Below are 17,067 nucleotides of genomic sequence, written 5' to 3' on the forward strand. Positions count from 1 at the left end.
GAATCGGTCCGTCAGCCCACCAGTTCCTTCACCTGCTGCAGCGCCGCCGGGTCTTCCATCGTGGTGAGGTCGCCCGGGTCGCGCCGCTCAGCCACGGCCTGCAGGGCGCGGCGCAGCAGCTTGCCGCTGCGCGTCTTGGGCAGTGCCGCCACGAAGTGCACGCGCGCCGGCCGCGCCACCGCGCCCAGGCGCTGGGCCACCTGCTGCATCACCTCGCCCTCCAGCCGCAGGCGCGCCGCTTCATCGGTAAGCACCGCCGCATCGCGCACCACGGCGAATGCCATGGCCACCTGGCCCTTGAGCGCATCGGCCACGCCCACCACTGCCACCTCGGCGATCTGCGGGTGGCCGGCGATGCTCTCCTCGATCTCGCGCGTGCCCAGGCGGTGGCCGGCCACGTTGATCACGTCGTCGGTGCGCCCGAGGATGAAGTAATAGCCGTCGGCGTCGCGGATGCCCCAGTCGAAGGTGCTGTAGCGCATGGGGCCGGGCAGGCTTTGCCAGTACGTCTGCACGAAGCGCTCGTCATCGCGCCACACGGTCTGCAGGCAACCCGGAGGGAGCGGCCCTTCGATGGCGAGCACGCCCTTCTGGTCGGGCCCGGTGAGTTCCTCGCCCGTGGCCTCGTCGATCAGCTTCACGTCGTAGCCGTACATCGCCCGGCCCGGGCTGCCCAGGCGCGCCGCCTGCGGCTCCACGCCGCGGGCCAGGGTGAGGATGGGCCAGCCGGTTTCGGTCTGCCAGTAGTTGTCGATCACGGGCACGCCCAGTGCCTGGGCGATCCACTCGGCCGTGGGCGCGTCCAACGGCTCGCCTGCCAGCCACAGGCCCTGCAGGCTGGACACGTCATGCCGGCGCAGAAAGGCCGGGTCCTGCTTCTTGAGCACCCGCACCGCCGTCGGCGCGGAGAACATGTGCGTGACGCGGTACTTTTCCACCAGACCCCACCACACGCCCGCATCGGGCCGGGTGGGCAGGCCTTCGTACACCAGCGTGGCCATGCCGGCGATCAGCGGGCCATAGACGATGTAGCTGTGGCCCACCACCCAGCCGATGTCGCTGGTGGCGAAGAAAACGCCGGGGTTCGCAGCGGCGACTTCTGCACCGCCCTCTGCACCGCCCACGCCGAAGATGTGCCGCATGCTGGCCGCCAGCGCCACCGCATAGCCGCCCGTGTCGCGCTGCACGCCCTTCGGCCGGCCGGTGGTGCCGCTGGTGTACAGCGTGTAGCTGGGGTGCGTGGCGTCCACCCACTCGCAGGGCACCTCGGCATGCAGGTGCTGCTCGCGCAGCGCCGCCCAGTCGTGGTCGCGGCCGGCCTGGCGGGCCATGGGCGCCAGGCCGCGGTCGATCAGCAGCACGGTGGCGGGCGGGTGGCGCGACTGGGCAATGGCCTCGTCCAGCAGCGGCTTGTACGGCACCACCTTGCCGCCGCGCGAGCCCGCGTCGGCGCTCACGATGGCCACGGGCTCGGCATCGTCGATGCGCGTGGCGAGCGACGCGGCCGCGAAACCGCCGAACACCACGGAGTGCAGCGCGCCGATGCGCACGCAGGCCAGCATGGCGAACACCGCCTCGGCCACCATCGGCATGTAGATCAGCACGCGGTCGCCCTGCCCCACGCCCAGCGACCGCAGCGCGGCCGCCATGCGCTGCACCTCGGCATGCAGTTCGGCGAAGGAATAGGTGCGCTCGGTGTTCGTCTCGGTGGAGACGGCGATCAGCGCCGGCTGGTCGGCCCGGTGGGCCAGGTGGCGGTCCACCGCGTTGTGGCACAGGTTGGTGCGGCCCCCCACGAACCACCGCGCGAACGGCGGATCGCTGTCGTCGCAGATTTGCTGCGGCGGGGTGTGCCAGTCGATCAGGCGAGCCTGTTCGGCCCAGAAGGCGTCGCGGTCGTCGAGGGACCGGTGGTGAAAGTCGGCGTAACGGGGCATGGCTTGTCTCCTTGGGATCTTTCTTTTGCCGGGACCGCGCCATTCTGCCCAGGGATCCCGACGCCGCCCTGACAGCGCTGCAGCTTGCCGTGCCCTCTGACCGGCCCCCCCCCCACCCCTGTCGCAATGGAGCGAATTCCGCCATGCGAGGCGCCATGCTCTCGTTTGCCCTCCCCACCTTGGCGCACGGCCCACCTACACTTTGAAACATCGGGCAAGGGCATCCACCCCAGTCACCCGAGGCCCTGTTTTCCCATTTCCTCTGGCTCAGCGTCCTGGAAGGCACCTTCATGACACCCACCCGTTTCACCATCGGCCGCCGCCTGGCACTCGTGCTCGGCACCATCCTGGTGCTGTTTCTGGTCAGTTGCCTGTACGGCATCGTCCAGCTCCGGGCCGTCACGCAGGAAATGAACACCATGCTCAACACGTCGCTGGCGAAGGAGCGGGCCGCCAGCGACTGGTATCGCAACATCACCAACGGCGCGCAGCGCGTGGCCGCCATCGCCAAGAGCAGCGACCCGTCGCTGGCGGACTTCTTCGCCGCCACCGCGGCCGAGTCGAGCAAGCAGTCATCGGCGCTTCAGCAGCAGATCGAAAAGATGCTGGACAGCGACGCCGAGAGGGCGCTGTTCGCCCAGATCGGAGAGAACCGCAAGGCGTACCTTTCCACCCGCGACGAGGTGTCGCGCCTCAAGAAGGAAGGCAATGCCGAGGCCACGGCCCGGGCGTTCACCGAACGCTACGAGCCAGCTTCGGCCAACCTGCAAAAGACCATGGCCAGGATGGCTGACCTGCAGCGCAGCGAACTGGACGCGGCGGGCGAGCGCATCCGCGCGGCCAGCCAGGCCGCCACCGGCTTGCTGACCGCCTTGTGCGTGGGCTCGCTGCTGCTGGCGGCGCTGCTGGCCTGGCGCCTGACGGTCAGCATCACGCGGCCGCTGGCCGAAGCGCGCCAGGTGGCCGAGCAGATCGCGGCCATGGACCTCACCGGCCAGGACCACGGGCGCCACGCCACCGACGAAACCGGCCTGCTGCTGCGCGCCCTGGCCTCCATGCGCGGCGCGCTCGAAGGCTCGCTGATGGAGGTGCGCAACGTGGCCGACTCCATCGCCACCGCCACGCGCGAGATCGCCACCGGCAACGCCGACCTGAGCCAGCGCACCGAACAGACCGCCAGCAACCTGCAGGAAACCGCCAGCTCCATGGAAGAGCTGACCGCCACCGTGCGCCAATCGGCCGACTCCGCCGCCACCGCCAACAAACTCGCCACCTCGGCCGCCGAAGTGGCCGCGCGCGGTGGGCAGGTGGTGACCCAGGTGGTGTCCACCATGGACGAGATCAACCAGAGCTCGCGCCAGATCAGCGACATCATCGGCGTGATCGACGGCATCGCCTTCCAGACCAACATCCTGGCGCTGAATGCCGCCGTCGAGGCCGCACGGGCCGGCGAGCAGGGCCGCGGCTTCGCGGTGGTGGCCAGCGAGGTGCGCAGCCTGGCCGGCCGCTCGGCCGACGCGGCCAAGGAGATCAAGGCCCTCATCGGCAACTCGGTCGAGAAGGTGGCGGCCGGCTCCCGCCTGGTGCAGGACGCGGGCACGACCATGGAAGAGATCGTGAGCAGCGTACAGCGCGTGAGCGACATCATCGGGGAGATCACCGCTGCCACCTCCGAGCAGTCGGACGGCATCCGCCAGGTGAACACCGCCGTCAACCAACTCGACCAGATGACCCAGCAGAACGCGGCCCTGGTGGAGGAATCCGCAGCCGCCGCGGAAAGCCTGAACGACCAGGCCAGCCGCCTGGCGGCGACGGTGGCGCGGTTCCGGCTCAATGCGATGGGCAGCGCGGGACTGGCACGGGGGGCGCTTGCTGCGGCCCCGGGGTCTGGAGCGCCGCGCCTTCAGTGAGAGAGCGCAGGTGCAGGCCGGGTGACAACCCGCTTGCCGAAACCGCACGCCATCGAGGCGCCGGGCCTATGGCCTGGCCAGCGTTTTCAGCAGCTGCTCTTCCATGGCGTCCACTGCCGCCGAGTGCCTGGATGCCTTGCTGCGCAGCGCGGCCACTTCCATGGAAATCAAGGGCGGCAGCTCGAATCCCGCGGGCAGGTTCTGCAATACCTGGAGATGGGCAGGCACGCTGCAGTGGGTAAAAACCGCGACGGCAAGGCCGCTTTCCACCGCGGCCAGTTGTCCTGCCAGGCTCGAGCTGTGGTACACGACGCGGTAGGCCCGGCGATGGGCCGCGAGGCTGGACAGCGCCGCGGTCCTGGCCATGCTGCCTTCCTCGTAGACGGCAATGGGCAGCGGGGTCTTGCGCCACACCTCATGCTGCGCAGCGCCGGCCCAGACCAAGGGCTCCTGAAAGAGAAGCCGGCCCCGTTTCGGCTTGTCGCGGGACACGAGCGCCAGGTCCAACTCACCCCGTACCACCTTGGGGATGAGCGAAGTGGATTGCTCGCAGGTCAACTCGATCTCCACCCCCAGATAGCGGCCCGCAAAGCTGCGCAACACCGGTGTCAGGTAGGTCGATGCATAGTCATCGGGAACGCCGAGCCGCACGCGCCCGGACAGGTCCGGCCCGAAAAGCACCGTCTGCGCCTCCGTCTGAAGGGCCAGCATGCGTCGCGCATAGCCCAGCAGCTCGGCGCCCGCTGGCGTCAGCTGCAGGTGGTGCGGCCCGCGCAGCAGCACCGGCCGTTCCAAGGCGGCCTCCAGTTTCTTGATCTGCATGCTCACGGCCGCCTGGGAGCGGTGAACCAGGGGTGCTGCCGCCGAAAGCGAGCCCGCATCCACGACCGCCACAAAGGCGCGCAGCCAGTCGATTTGCAGATCGGGGTAGGTCATTGAATGCGCTCGATCCTCTTTGAATTCGATTGTCGAATACTAAGCGATTGAACTATTTGCTTTACGCCAGCCCGCTGCGGCATGAGCATCGGGACATGGACCACAAGCCTTCCGCCACGTTTCAACCATCGCTACCCACCCAGGTGGGCGCTTGTGCCAAGCGGGAGGCGCAGGGCCAATGGCTGATGATCGCGGGCGGCCTGTTGCTGGGCACCGTCGGCGTGTTCGTCGAAGAGGCGAATCAACACCCTTTGGTGACCGTGCTGTTTCGCTGCGCATTCGGAGCGCTGGCGTTGCTGGCATGGGGCATGGCAACCGGCCGAACGAGAGAGCTTCGCCTGCGCGGTCGCAGCGGATGGATCGTCTGCGCGACGGGCGGCCTGATGGTCGTGAACTGGGCGCTGTTCTTTGCCGCCATACCGCGCACGTCGATTGCCGTCGCGACGGTGGTCTTCCACATTCAGCCGGTGTGGATCATGGTGTTCGGTGCGCTGGTGCTCCGCGAGCATGTCACTGCAGCACAGAAAATCGCAACCGCCGTGGCATTGGGCGGTCTGGTCTTGACGACCGGCCTGTGGGGCAGTGGCTCCGTGGCCGGCGCATCGGGGGGGGGGGACTATCTGACGGGTTTGCTGATGTGCCTGGGCGGATCGCTCAGCTATGCGGGCGTGACGATCATCGCCAAGACAGAGAAGGTCGTCACCCCGTTCGCGCTGGCGTGGTGGCAGTGCGCGGTGGGAACGCTGGTGCTGCTATGGGTTCCATGGGCACATGGTTGGCCCTCGGACGCCGCCGCATGGGCCTGGCTGGCCGGACTGGGCGTGCTGCATACCGGTCTGGCCTATGCCATTTTGTTCACGGCAATGGCCTGCCTGACTCTGGGCAGGGTCGCTGTGCTGCAGTATGTCTATCCATTGACGGCAGTGCTGCTGGATTGGGCGGTCTACGGCCGGATGCTGAGCGCGACCCAACTGGCAGGCGTCGGCCTGATGGCTCTGGCGCTCTTCGTCATCAAGACCCGATAGCCCGGTCACGCGACTTGGAGTGGAAGGCGCGCCCGCATGCCGCGCCAAGAGTCCTCTCGCGAAGATGTTTTGGCGGCCGGCTTCTGCCGACACGCCCGTCAGAGGCCATTCGCCAGGCTTTGCAGATGGAGGCACCCGGCAGCTTCTGCGAACCTGCAGGGTTGCAGTGGCACGGGCACCGCCCTGCCCGGCTCACGGCTGCCCGTCGAACGACTCCACACTGTCTGGCAGGCCCACCCAATCGTGACGACGCCGTGTCCAAATCTGGCGCTGCGGGGTGCCCAGCTCTTGCCGTTGCTTCAAAGTGCCGATCCGCAACGAGTAGGACTGCGGATTCTCGAGCGCACAGGCATACAGCGAACTCCCGCAGACTTCGCAAAACGCGAGCAGGCGCTGGTTGCCGCTGGCGGCTGTCTTGGTGTAGGTGCGGGGCTGCCCCTTGATCAGCCGGAACCCGTCTGCCGGCGCGGCGATGTTTGCCCGGAAGGCGGAGCCGGATTGGGCCTGGCAGTCCGCGCAGTGGCAGACCGTGGTGGTGCCGGGCTGTACCTGCGCTTCGTATTCGATGGCGCCGCAGTAGCAGCTTCCTTCAACCTTCATCGTTGGCTCCTTCGGCCTTGGTGTCGGATTGCCACTTCACTCCTGCGGCAGATGGCACACCGCTTCCACGTTGTGGCCATCCGGCGCGATGACGAAGGCGGCGTAATAGTGCGGGTGGTAGTGCAGGCGCAGTCCGGGAGGGCCATTGTCCTGCCCCCCGGCTTCGATCGCCGCACGATGGAACGCGTCCACCTGGTGCCGGCTTTCCGCCGTGAACGCCAGGTGCAGCGGGCTCGGTCGGTCCTCCGCATCGTAGATCCAGAGCGAGGGTTTGCCGTTCTTGCCCAGGCCCGCCCCGTGCGGCCCCTTCATGGCGACGGCGATCCCCAGGGGCGCCAGTGCGCGCAGGAAGAAGGATGCACTGGCCTCGCTGTCGCTGGCGCGGATACCGATGTGGTCGAACACGAGAACTCCCGTTCGGGGATGTGAGGATGGAGGCCGGCCCCTTCGGCCCCGTTTCCGCCAAGCCCGCCCACCTCGGTTGTAGCGGCTGGCTTGCCAATCTGCATTGCGGCAGATCAATTCACGCCGAGGCACAGGACCCGGCCGCCACAGCGGTCACCCTCGCCTCAACGGATCTTGTACAGCACCGCCGCCCCGGGCCTGGGTTCGAAGGCCGGCACGGTGCGTTGTTTCAGGGGGGCGCCCTTGGCATCCCAGACCAGCGTCTCCACCGGGTACTCGTCCTTGCGGGTCATGGCGCCGATCTGCTGGACGATCACGGCCGAAGCAGCCGCCACTTCCGGGTTCCATGCGAACACGCCGACCCTGCCGTAGAACACGGCCGGCGCGTCGGCATCGAGGCGACGGTCCGGGCACATCACCAGGCCGCGGTCCCGCATGACCCGCAATGCGCCGACGGGCACGGCCTTGACCGTGGGCGTGGTGCGCTCGGTGCTGTGGCCGGGGCAGACATTGGCTGAGCGGGTCACCATGTCTTCGGCCACTTGCCGGTCGGATTGCGCGAATGTGGGCAGGGTCGCACCAGACAGGGCGAGCAAAGCGAAAGCGGACTTCCAATGCATGGGGTGAAAACTCCTTGTGGGGTAAAACTCCAAACCTTGCAGCCGCACCGGAGGGGGCTGCTGCGAAGGACGCGATCAGATCCTATCAACCCGGTCGCCGGGCGCTGCCCAGGGATGGGACAGGGGCAGGCTCGCCGGCCCGCTCCCCCACCCCAGGCTCACTTCACCAGCGCCAGCAAATCCTTGAAGGCCGGGTGTTCCGCCGTGCGCGCCCATTCGAAGATGACCATCTCGGTCGTGACCAGTTCGGCGCCCGCGCCGGCCAGGCGGTCGAAGGCGGCGTCGCGGTTGCGCTCGGTGCGCGAGCCGCAGGCGTCGGTCACCACGCACACGTCGAATTCGTCCTCCAGCAGGTCCAGCGCCGTCTGCAGCAGGCACACATGGGCCTCGCAGCCGGCGATCACGATGGCGCCGGGCTCTTCGGCCGTGGGCTGGGGTTTCTGCAGGTGCTTGGGCAGGCTGCGGGCGTTGCCGGCAGGCGGCTTCGGCTCGGGGCGCAACCATTCGCCCAGGCCTTCCTCGGCCGCGCTGAAATGCATCTTGGCCAGGGTCTTGCGGCACAGCGCACGCAGCGCCGGATCGTTGGGCCCCAGGCGCGAGGGGTTTTGCTCGGTGCCCCATACCGGCACCTCCATCAACTGGGCCGCCCGGGCCAGGCGCAGCGCGTTGGCCAGCACGGCCGGGCCTTCGAAGATGGCGGGCATCAGGCGTTCCTGGTAATCGACCAGGACGAGTTGGGATTCGGAGGCGTCGAGCAGCATGGGCGGGGTGCGCTGGGCAAAGGTGAAAGATGCGGGGATTGTCGCAGCCGTGCTTGGCGCAGGTTCCTTGGGGGCGTGCGACGGGGGTGGACCGGCGCGGGAACGCCCGATCGATCCGCCCAGTGGTAGTCAGCGCGTCAGGCGCAGCAGCCGGCCCTGGGGGCCATCGGTCAGCAAGTACAGCCAGCCGTCCGGACCCTGGCGCACGTCGCGGATGCGTTCGGCCAGGCCGCCGAGCAGGTATTCGTCGCGCACCACCTTGCCGTTCGCCAGCTCCAGCCGGTGCAGCCGGCTGAACTTGAGCGAGCCGACGAACAGGCTGCCCCGCCAGTCGGCGCCGTAGCGGTCGCTGGTCAGGAAGGCCATGCCCGAGGGCGCGATGGACGGCACCCAGTAGTGCAGCGGCGGCTCCATGCCCGCCTTGTGCGTGAGCCCTTCTCCGATCTTGCCGCCGCCATAGTTTTCGCCGTAGGTGACGACCGGCCAGCCGTAATTGCGCCCGGCCTGGGGCACGTTGATTTCATCGCCCCCCTGCGGGCCGTGCTCGTGGATCCACAGCCGCCCGTCCGGGGCGATGGTCGCGCCCTGCGGGTTGCGGTGGCCCCAGCTCCAGATTTCTGGCAGCGCGCCGGCGCCGGTCGGGTTGCCCGGACCTGGCGAACCATCGGGCTGCACATGGATGATCTTGCCCAGGTGGCCGTCGAGCTTTTGGGCGTCTTCCTTGCGGGAGGAGCGCTCGCCCACGGCCAGAAAGAGGGACCCGTCCCGGGCCTGCGCAATGCGGCAGCCGAAGTGCAGCGAGCTCTGCACCTTGGGCCGTTGGCTGAAAATCACCCGCACGTCGGTCAAGGCAGTTTCGCCGGGGGGCAGCACCGCGCTCGCCATGGCGGTGCTGTTGCCGGTCTCGCCCTGCGGCGCAGGCTCGGAGTAGCAAAAGAAGATGCGCCGGTTGCGTTCGAAATCCGCGTCGGTGACCACATCGAGCAGGCCGCCCTGCCCGCCGAACACGACCGGCGGCAGGCCGGACACGGGCGAATGGAGCCGGCCATTGGCCTCGATCACCCGCAGACGGCCGGAGCGCTCCGTCACCAGGAACCGTCCGCCCGGAAGGAACGCCACCGCCCAGGGGTTGGCCAGATCGTGGGCCACGGTCACCGCCTGGCCTGGCGTCTTTGCTGCCTGCGGCACGACGGGAGGAGCCGGTTGGGCGCGGGCCTCCACGCCGGCTACCATTGCCGCAGCGCCAGATGTAACCAATAACAGCCGGTAAAAAACAGAAGACAGAGAGCCAGATTTATCGAATTTCATACAGCGGAAATTTTGTAACACAAGGGCCTGCCAGTCATCGCGTCCCCAGGGAAAAGTAGGACTCGCCGAATTTCGTTTCGAGAGGGAAGAGCATGCCACGCAGCCGCTTCATAGCCAAAAGCCATGGGGCTTTGGTTTTGCGACACTTTTTGCTAATGGAAGCCGGAACATGCGTGATAACCTCGCGCCCCATGTCTCGATGGATCTGCCTCTTGTTGCTGGCCTGCGCCAGCGCCCACGCCGCCCCCAACAATGCGCCCTCCGATGATTTAGACCGTCTTGTCCGCGAAAGGACGATGCTTTCGCAATTCCAGGAAGCCAGGCACAACGTGCAGGACAAGGCTGGAGAAGTCGTTGCCACGGCAATGGGATTTCTCGGCGTGCCCTACCGCCGGGGTGGCAATGACGTCGAAACCGGTTTTGATTGCAGCGGCTTCATCCGCACGATCTACGGCAAGGCGGCGGGCCTGGTGCTCCCGCGCCGGGCTGACCAGCAAGCGGCCGCCACCGAGAAGATCGAAAAGAAAGACCTTCAACCGGGCGACCTCGTCTTCTTCAACACCATGCGCCGCGCTTTCAGCCATGTGGGCATGTACGTGGGTGACGGCAAGTTCATCCACTCGCCCCGCAGCGGAGCGGAAGTCCGCGTGGAAGACATGGGCGCCTCTTACTGGCAGCGCCGCTTCAACGGCGCCCGCCGCGTGAGTACCGAAGACGGCGGCAAGGACGGCTCCGCCAACTGAGCGCTCTGGCGTAGTGCACCGCGTGCGCATGGTGAAGCCGCCTGAGCCTGTCAGGGTTTGATGACGGTCGTTGTTTCCGTGCTGCGAATGGGTTCGCCCACCACATTCACGGGACGGGCATCGGGATTGCGCAGCATTTCCTTGGCGGCAGCCATGTCGGCCTGGTAGCGCGCCCGGGCCTGTGATTCGCACGACTTGCGGGCACCTGCTTCACCCGCACGGCATTCTTCCAAACCCACTTTCAAACCACCGCCCGCTTCACGGATCGCGGTCTGATAGCGTTGCGCAGGGGTGGTGTCCGGCCGTGCGCCGCGCTCCAGCGATGCCTGATCGCTCTGTGCGAGGGCCGTGGAGGGCAGCATGGCGCCCCCGGTGGCCGCGGCCAATGCCAACACGGTGGCGGACAAGAAAGTGCGGGGGGATCGGATGGGCATGGGCTTTCCTTTCTTTTCTTGTGGGAGAGCCATGACCTTATCCAGCCCGCAATTGGCCAAGCGCGGGATTCACGCGCGTCGGCTTGTCGGCCTGCTCCCACACCGCGCACGCCGTTTCCCCGCTGCCTGATCTTCCCCGAAAACCCCTATCTTCGGCCGGCAGCACAGTGCGCCTCGTCCGACATGGCGCCTTGGGAGCCGCCGGGTAGATTCGCCCTATCTCAACCAGAAAGTGCCTGCCCATGTTTTCCGTCCTCGGTGTTCTTCTCGTCGGTCTCGTGGTGGGCTTGCTCGCCCGTGCGCTCAAGCCAGGGGATGACAAGCTCGGCTGGATCATGACGGCGCTGCTCGGCGTGGCCGGGTCGTTCCTGGCCACCTACATCGGACTCGCCATGGGCTGGTACCAGGAGGGCGAGCCAGCCGGCTGGATCGCCTCCATCCTGGGCGCGATGCTGCTGCTGGTGGTGTACAGCCTCTTCAAGAGCAAGAACTGAAAGGCGGCCGCCCCGTGGCGAAACGTGTTCCCAGCGCCTCGGCCCTGGCCGGCAACGACCCCGATCTGCTGGCAGCCGTGCAGCGCAGCCGGCGCCTGCTGCACCGGCGCGCACTGATGGCCGCCGCGGCGGGCACCGTGCCCATTCCGGGCCTCGATTGGGCGGTGGACGCGGCCTTGCTGTCCCGACTGGTGCCGCAGATCAATGCGGAATTCGGCCTGACGCCCGAGCAGATCGACCGGCTCACGCCCCACAAGCGCGAGCAGGTGCAGAAGGCGGTCGGCCTCGTCGGGTCGGCCTTGATCGGCAAGTTCGTCACCCGCGAGCTGGTGATCCGGGCCACCCAGGCCGTGGGCATGCGCCTTACGGCCAAGCAGGCGGCCAAATATGTGCCGCTGGCCGGCCAGGCCGTGGCGGCCGTGCTGGGCTACACCACGCTGCGCCTGCTCGGCGAGCAGCACCTGCGCGATTGCGTGGAAGTCGCCAAGGCGGCCCAACTCACCCTGCCGGCGCCACAGGCCGATTCGAAGCGCTGAATCCCCGCCCGGCGGCCCAGCATTCGAACGCGGCCGCTCGCCCGGCACAATGGCCGCCCATGCCGCCGCGCCCCCCCGCTGACTCCCCTCGCGCCAAGCGCCCTTCCGTTGCCTCGGCTGCGCGCGAGCATGCCATCGGCGCCTGGGTCTCCGCGCTGCAGCGCCGGGCCGATGCCGCAACGCTGGCGCGGCTGCCCACCCTGTCCGATGCCGAGGCCGCGCAGGTCATGGCGCGCATGCGCGGCGATGCGCCCCGCGCCGCCGCCCCGTCTGCCCCGCCGGGCCCGGCGGACGGCACCCTCGCCACGCCGGGCCGATTCCAGCCGCGCATCACGCTGCAGACGCTGGGCCGTGGCGACGGCCTGCTGGGCCTGCGGCCCCACGGGCCGATCGGCCCGCGCGGCGACCAGGTCACGCTGGCCCGCATCGACTGGACCTACCGCACGCTGGATGGCGCCGCCTGGGAAACGCCCGCCCCCACCTCGGTGCTCAACAGCCGCCCGCCGGCCGTGCAGGAGCTGTACGACACCGGCGGCCCCGTGCTGCGCCTGCAGCGCGATGGGGCGGCCGAGGCAGACGCCATCGACCTCGTGCGCGACCTGGGCCTGCTGCCGGTGCCCGAAACGGCCTTGCAGTGGCGCGACCGTGCGGGTGCTCCCGTGCTGGGCCCTGTCTGGACGCTGCCGCAGGAGGCGGCCTTCGGCGACTTCTGGGCCGAGCAGGTGCCGCGCCTGCAGGCCCACGGCTGGGCTGTGTCGGTACTGCCTGGCTTCGCGCACGAGAGCGTTCCCGTGCAGCGCTGGACGCTGCGCCTGGACCCCGACACCGGCGAGCTGCTGGGCAAGGACCTCGCCGGCCCGCTCGGCCCGCGCGAACGCCCGGTGCAAAAGCTGCATCTGCCCGAACGCGAAGGGGCGTGGCTGCTGAGCCTGGGCATCGAGGTGGACGGCGAGACGCTGGACTTGGCGCCCCTGCTGGCCGATCTGCTCCGGCGCGAGCCGCGCTGGCTGAACGCCGCGCAGATGGCCGCCATCGACGACCACGCCACCGTCTCGCTGCGCGCGCCCGGCGGGCGCCGCATCGATGCGCCCGCGGCGCCGCTCAAGGCCATCGTCGGCGCGATGGTGGACCTGCTCACCGATCCGCTGCGCAACGCCGGCCGGCAGCGCCAGGACGGCGACCCGCTGCGCCTGGGGCCTTGGGAGATGCGGCGCATCGAGGCCCTGCGCGCCGGCCTGGTGCAAGCGCACCGCGTGGGCACGGTCAGCGGCTGGGACAACGGCTGGCAGCTGCAGGGCGATGCCGGCCTGGCCCATCTGGCGCGGCGGCTGAAGGCCATCGGCACGCCCGCGCCCGTGGCCGCGCCGGCCGGGCTGCAGGTGCCGCTGCGGCCGTACCAGCTCGACGGTCTCGCATGGCTGCAATACCTGCGCGCCCAAGGGCTGGGCGGCATCCTGGCCGACGACATGGGCCTGGGGAAAACCGCGCAGGCGCTGGCCCATGTCCTCACCGAAAAGGAAGCGGGCCGGCTGCCTCACCCTGCGCTGGTGGTGCTGCCCACCTCGCTCGTCTTTAACTGGCAGGCGGAGGCGCAGCGCATGGCCCCGGGCCTGCGCGTGCTCAGCCTGCACGGCGCGGACCGGCGCGAGCGTTTTGCCCGCATCGGCCAGCATGACCTGGTACTGACGACCTACCCGCTGGTGTGGCGCGACATCGACGCGCTGGCCGCGCAGCCGTGGCACCTGCTGATCCTGGACGAGGCGCAGATGGTCAAGAACGCCGGCAGCCGCAGCGCCCGCGCCCTGCGGCGCCTGAACGCTGCGCATCTGCTTTGCCTGACCGGCACGCCGCTGGAGAACCACCTGGGCGAGCTGTGGGCGCAGTTCGACTTCCTCATGCCCGGCTTTCTGGGCGATGCGCGCAGCTTCTCCCAGCGCTGGCGCAAGCCCATCGAGGAGAACGGCGAAACCCTGCGGGCCGAGGTGCTGGCCCGGCGCGTGCGCCCGTTCATCCTGCGCCGCCGCAAGCAGGACGTGGCCACCGAACTGCCGCCGCGCACCGATGTCGTGCTGCGGCTGCCGCTGCAGGGCCGCCAGCGCGAGCTGTACGAAGCGGTGCGTGCCGCCGCCGACAAGCAGGTGCGCCGCGTGCTGCAGCGCCAGAGCTTCGACGGCGCGCAGATCACCCTGCTGGATGCGCTGCTCAAGCTGCGGCAGGTGTGCTGCGATCCGCGCCTGGTCAAGGGCAGCGAGGCCGCCCGGGCGCAGCCCGCCACCATGGAGCGCGCCAAGCTCGAATGGCTGGCCGACGCGCTGCCCGCCCTGGTCGCGCAAGGGCGCCGCGTGCTGGTGTTCTCGCAGTTCACCGAAATGCTCGCCCTGGTGGCCGAAACGCTGGAGGCGCTCGCACTGCCCTTCCTCGCGCTGACCGGAGACACACCGCCCCGCGCGCGCGGCGCCGTGGTGCGGCGCTTCCAGGACCGCGGCGATGCGGGCGCGCCGCCCGTCCTGCTGGCCAGCCTCAAGGCCGGCGGCGTGGGCCTGAACCTGACCGCCGCCGACACAGTGATCCACCTGGACCCCTGGTGGAACCCCGCCGTGGAGGAGCAGGCCACCGCCCGTGCCCACCGCATCGGGCAGGACCAGCCGGTGTTCGTCTACAAGATCGTGGTGGAAGGCAGCATCGAGGAACGCATGCTGGAACTGCAGGCCCGCAAGCAGGCGCTGGCGCAGGGGGTGCTGGGGCACGACGCCGCGGGTGCGGCCAAGTTCAGCGAGGCGGACCTGAACGCCCTGCTCGCCCCCTTGTCGGAACCCCAGGACAACCCACTGGCCATCCCGGCGCACGATGCGATCCGGTGGGGCGGCACGGGACCGGCGAGCATGCGGTGAATTCGCGAATATGGGTGTTTTTGGCCCCATGCCCTAGTGAATCATGCCTTCATTGCTATTAAATTAATAGCAACGACTCTCTGGCGGCGGGAAGGGCTCGATCCTTGCGCCGCATCCCGCCAGAATGGCGCCATGACGACGACCCCGCCCCCCGAACCCCGCTACTGGCTCATGAAGTCCGAGCCGCAGGAATGCTCCATCGACGACGCCCTGGCCGCCCCGGATGCCACCGTGCCCTGGACCGGCGTGCGCAACTACCAGGCGCGCAACTTCATGCGCGACGGCATGCAGGTGGGCGACGGCGTGCTGTTCTATCACTCCAGCTGTCCGGAGCCGGGCATTGCCGGCCTGGCGCGCGTGGCATCCGCCACCCGGCCGGACCCGACGCAGTTCGACCCCGAATCGCCCTACCACGACCCCAAATCCCGCCCGGACCAACCGCGGTGGCTGCTGCTGGACGTGCAGGCGGTGCGCAAGACCCGCCTGCTGCCCCTGGCCGAATTGCGCGCCCGGCCGGAACTGGCCGGCCTGCAGGTGCTGCAAAAAGGCAGCCGCCTGTCCATCACGCCGGTCGATGCGGCGGACTGGAAGCGGGTCGTCGAAATGCTGGACGCGGCGGCGCCCGCCTGAGCCGCGCCCTGCGAGGGCCCAACGGTGCCGCCCGGCCACGGGTGCAGCACCTGGTGCCCGTGCCTATCATGGCCTGCCCTCCACTCCCCTTTCGCGGCGGCGCCAGCGCCCCGCGTCCGCCATGCGCCACATGCTCGACTTCAGTTCCTGGCACACCCTGCTCACCACCGCGTTGGGGCTGCTGCTGGCCTCACTGCTCATGGTGGGCATCCGGCTCGTCTTCATGCAGACCATCCAGCGCCGCCAGCAACGCGAAAACCGGCAGATCAACGAGCGGCTCAAGACCCTGATCGCCGCCTACAAGACCTTGGGCGGCTCGTTCACCGGGCAGTTGCAGGTGAGCCCGACGCACATGCGCGACCTGCGCCGGCCGGCTGGCAGCCCAACGCCATCGCTGCCCCCTGCCGAAGGCGATCCGGCCACCGTGGAAGAGGCGCTGGCACCGCTGACCAGCACCGAGCGCCAACGCCGCGTGCGCGATGCGGTGGAAGCCGCGCTGTCCGACGTGATCCTGCTGGGCACCGAGGAGCAGGTCCAACTCGCCGCCCAGGCCGCGCAGGACATGGTGGCCGGCCGCAGCATCGAAACGGCGCAGCTGGTGGTGTCGCTGCGGCAGTTCATCCGGGCGGCGCTGGACCTGGAACCGATTGCGGAGCATGTGCCGATTCCCGTGCAGGGGCCGCTGCGGCCCGGAGGAAGCGGTGGCGCGGGCGCCCGGCGCGCCAATGCCGATGGCGGTGTGCGAGGCAATGGGGGCGGCGCCGGCGGTGGAATGGGCGAAAGCGGGAACGGCGGCGCGATGGGAATGGCGCACCACGCGCCTGGTGGTGACCCGGCCGACAACGGAGGGTCCGCCACGACAGCCGCCAGCGGGCACTGAAGGGGGATGAGGCAGCGCTCCCCTGCCCGCTCGCCCCCGCGTCACGCACGAGATCCGCCCGGCACGGCGCACGGCCTCAGTCGCTGTCGCGCAGGTGTTTCGCGAGGAACGCCGAAATCCGCGCCTCGTAGGCCGGCGGATCGAACGCATGCAGATCGACATGCGCCGCACCATCGACCACCCACAACGCCTTCGGGTCGTCGGCCGCCGCGTAGATGCGCCGGGTTTCCGCCAGGGGGGTGTGGCGGTCCTCCGATCCGGCCGCGATCAGCAGCGGCACCTGCAGCGACGGCAGGTCGGCGATGGGCCGCAGCTGATCCGCGGAAACGCCCAGCCGCACGGGAAGCTGCCACAGCAGCAGCGGCGTGAGCCACCGGCCCGCCGGCCCCAGGTACATCGCCAGGCGGTCGGAGACCGCGTCTTCGATCGTGGGGAACATCGACTCCAGCACGACGGCCTCCAGGGACACGTCGGGCCGGGACAGCACGAGCGAGGCCGCCCCGAGCGATGCGCCGATCACACCGATCTTCTCGTCGGGCAGCACGTCGGACAGGTAGTCCAGGGCCGCCGCCACGCCTTGCGATTCGTTCCAGCCGAAAGTCACCCGGTCCCCGGCGCTCTCGCCATGCGCGGGCAGATCGATGAGCAGCACCGAATAGCCCAGGCGATGGAGAAACCGGGCCCGGCCCAGCATCTGCCGCCGGTCCGCACCGATGCCATGCAAAAGCAGCACCGCCCCGGCCCCGGCATCGCCACGGACCAGCCAGCCCGCAAGGGACTGGCCCGTGACGGTATCGAACCGCACCGGGCTCGCGGGCAGATCGCCCGGGGCCGGGCCCACGGGCCGGTGGTGCGGATGGCTCAGGACTTCGCCCGCACCGAGCCAAACCGCGAGGCACAAAAAGGCGGCAGCGAGTGCCGCGAGGATTCTTCGACGTTGCATGGGCAGCGATGCTA

The 17,067-nt window shown here is 69.1% G+C and carries 17 protein-coding genes; 8 read left to right on the forward strand and 9 right to left on the reverse strand.

Annotated features, from left to right (window positions below):
• Window positions 1–11: 11 nt before the first annotated feature.
• On the reverse strand, window positions 12–1,937 hold the full coding sequence (locus AVME950_RS00910) for a propionate--CoA ligase (protein ID WP_284428402.1): 1,926 nt from the start codon (window positions 1,935–1,937) through the stop codon (window positions 12–14).
• Between the two features lie 290 nt (window positions 1,938–2,227).
• Here AVME950_RS00910 and AVME950_RS00915 point away from each other — a divergent pair, with 290 nt between their 5' ends.
• Window positions 2,228–3,847 (forward strand): methyl-accepting chemotaxis protein, encoded by a 1,620-nt coding sequence (locus AVME950_RS00915; RefSeq protein ID WP_284428403.1) that lies wholly within the window; start codon window positions 2,228–2,230, stop codon window positions 3,845–3,847.
• 66 nt (window positions 3,848–3,913) lie between these two features.
• On the opposite strand, the gene AVME950_RS00920 is transcribed toward AVME950_RS00915, so the two are convergent.
• A complete protein-coding gene (locus tag AVME950_RS00920) occupies window positions 3,914–4,783 on the reverse strand; it encodes a LysR family transcriptional regulator (protein WP_284428404.1) in 870 nt (289 codons plus the stop codon).
• Between the two features lie 95 nt (window positions 4,784–4,878).
• Here AVME950_RS00920 and AVME950_RS00925 point away from each other — a divergent pair, with 95 nt between their 5' ends.
• The gene (locus tag AVME950_RS00925) at window positions 4,879–5,808 is read left to right on the forward strand and encodes a DMT family transporter (protein ID WP_284428405.1); all 930 of its coding nucleotides are present in this window, start codon (window positions 4,879–4,881) and stop codon (window positions 5,806–5,808) included.
• A 192-nt stretch (window positions 5,809–6,000) separates the two neighbouring features.
• Here the strand turns inward: AVME950_RS00925 and AVME950_RS00930 are convergent, their stop codons facing one another.
• From AVME950_RS00930 to AVME950_RS00950, 5 genes are all read right to left on the reverse strand, one after another.
• On the reverse strand, window positions 6,001–6,408 hold the full coding sequence (locus AVME950_RS00930) for a GFA family protein (protein ID WP_284402811.1): 408 nt from the start codon (window positions 6,406–6,408) through the stop codon (window positions 6,001–6,003).
• A gap of 36 nt (window positions 6,409–6,444) precedes the next feature.
• Entirely contained in the window at window positions 6,445–6,813 is a 369-nt protein-coding gene (locus AVME950_RS00935; RefSeq protein WP_284428406.1) for a VOC family protein, read from the reverse strand.
• 164 nt (window positions 6,814–6,977) lie between these two features.
• Window positions 6,978–7,433, reverse strand: a complete 456-nt coding sequence (locus tag AVME950_RS00940; protein ID WP_272569261.1) for a hypothetical protein — start codon at window positions 7,431–7,433, stop codon at window positions 6,978–6,980.
• Window positions 7,434–7,591: 158 nt separating this feature from the next.
• The gene (locus AVME950_RS00945) at window positions 7,592–8,194 is read right to left on the reverse strand and encodes an isochorismatase family protein (protein ID WP_272569259.1); all 603 of its coding nucleotides are present in this window, start codon (window positions 8,192–8,194) and stop codon (window positions 7,592–7,594) included.
• A gap of 129 nt (window positions 8,195–8,323) precedes the next feature.
• Entirely contained in the window at window positions 8,324–9,427 is a 1,104-nt protein-coding gene (locus AVME950_RS00950) for a PQQ-dependent sugar dehydrogenase (RefSeq protein WP_284428407.1), read from the reverse strand.
• Window positions 9,428–9,693: 266 nt separating this feature from the next.
• Here AVME950_RS00950 and AVME950_RS00955 point away from each other — a divergent pair, with 266 nt between their 5' ends.
• Window positions 9,694–10,245, forward strand: coding sequence for a C40 family peptidase (locus AVME950_RS00955; RefSeq protein WP_272569691.1), 552 nt, complete (start codon window positions 9,694–9,696; stop codon window positions 10,243–10,245).
• Between the two features lie 50 nt (window positions 10,246–10,295).
• Here the strand turns inward: AVME950_RS00955 and AVME950_RS00960 are convergent, their stop codons facing one another.
• On the reverse strand, window positions 10,296–10,607 hold the full coding sequence (locus tag AVME950_RS00960) for a hypothetical protein (RefSeq protein WP_284428408.1): 312 nt from the start codon (window positions 10,605–10,607) through the stop codon (window positions 10,296–10,298).
• A gap of 314 nt (window positions 10,608–10,921) precedes the next feature.
• Between AVME950_RS00960 and AVME950_RS00965 the strand changes: the two genes are divergently transcribed.
• The 5 genes from AVME950_RS00965 (at window position 10,922) to AVME950_RS00985 (ending at window position 16,110) form a co-directional block, all read left to right on the forward strand.
• On the forward strand, window positions 10,922–11,173 hold the full coding sequence (locus AVME950_RS00965; RefSeq protein ID WP_284428409.1) for a GlsB/YeaQ/YmgE family stress response membrane protein: 252 nt from the start codon (window positions 10,922–10,924) through the stop codon (window positions 11,171–11,173).
• Between the two features lie 14 nt (window positions 11,174–11,187).
• Window positions 11,188–11,709, forward strand: a complete 522-nt coding sequence (locus AVME950_RS00970) for a hypothetical protein (protein ID WP_284428410.1) — start codon at window positions 11,188–11,190, stop codon at window positions 11,707–11,709.
• A gap of 59 nt (window positions 11,710–11,768) precedes the next feature.
• The gene (locus tag AVME950_RS00975; RefSeq protein WP_284428411.1) at window positions 11,769–14,600 is read left to right on the forward strand and encodes a DEAD/DEAH box helicase; all 2,832 of its coding nucleotides are present in this window, start codon (window positions 11,769–11,771) and stop codon (window positions 14,598–14,600) included.
• A 132-nt stretch (window positions 14,601–14,732) separates the two neighbouring features.
• Window positions 14,733–15,230, forward strand: coding sequence for an EVE domain-containing protein (locus AVME950_RS00980; protein ID WP_284428412.1), 498 nt, complete (start codon window positions 14,733–14,735; stop codon window positions 15,228–15,230).
• Window positions 15,231–15,351: 121 nt separating this feature from the next.
• A complete protein-coding gene (locus AVME950_RS00985) occupies window positions 15,352–16,110 on the forward strand; it encodes a hypothetical protein (RefSeq protein WP_284428413.1) in 759 nt (252 codons plus the stop codon).
• Window positions 16,111–16,186: 76 nt separating this feature from the next.
• On the opposite strand, the gene AVME950_RS00990 is transcribed toward AVME950_RS00985, so the two are convergent.
• Window positions 16,187–17,053: an alpha/beta hydrolase gene (locus AVME950_RS00990; RefSeq protein ID WP_284428414.1), complete on the reverse strand. Its 867-nt coding sequence runs from the start codon at window positions 17,051–17,053 to the stop codon at window positions 16,187–16,189.
• Window positions 17,054–17,067: the final 14 nt, after the last annotated feature.

Source organism: Acidovorax sp. SUPP950 (genome assembly GCF_030158935.1).
Taxonomy (GTDB): Bacteria; Pseudomonadota; Gammaproteobacteria; order Burkholderiales; family Burkholderiaceae_C; genus Paracidovorax.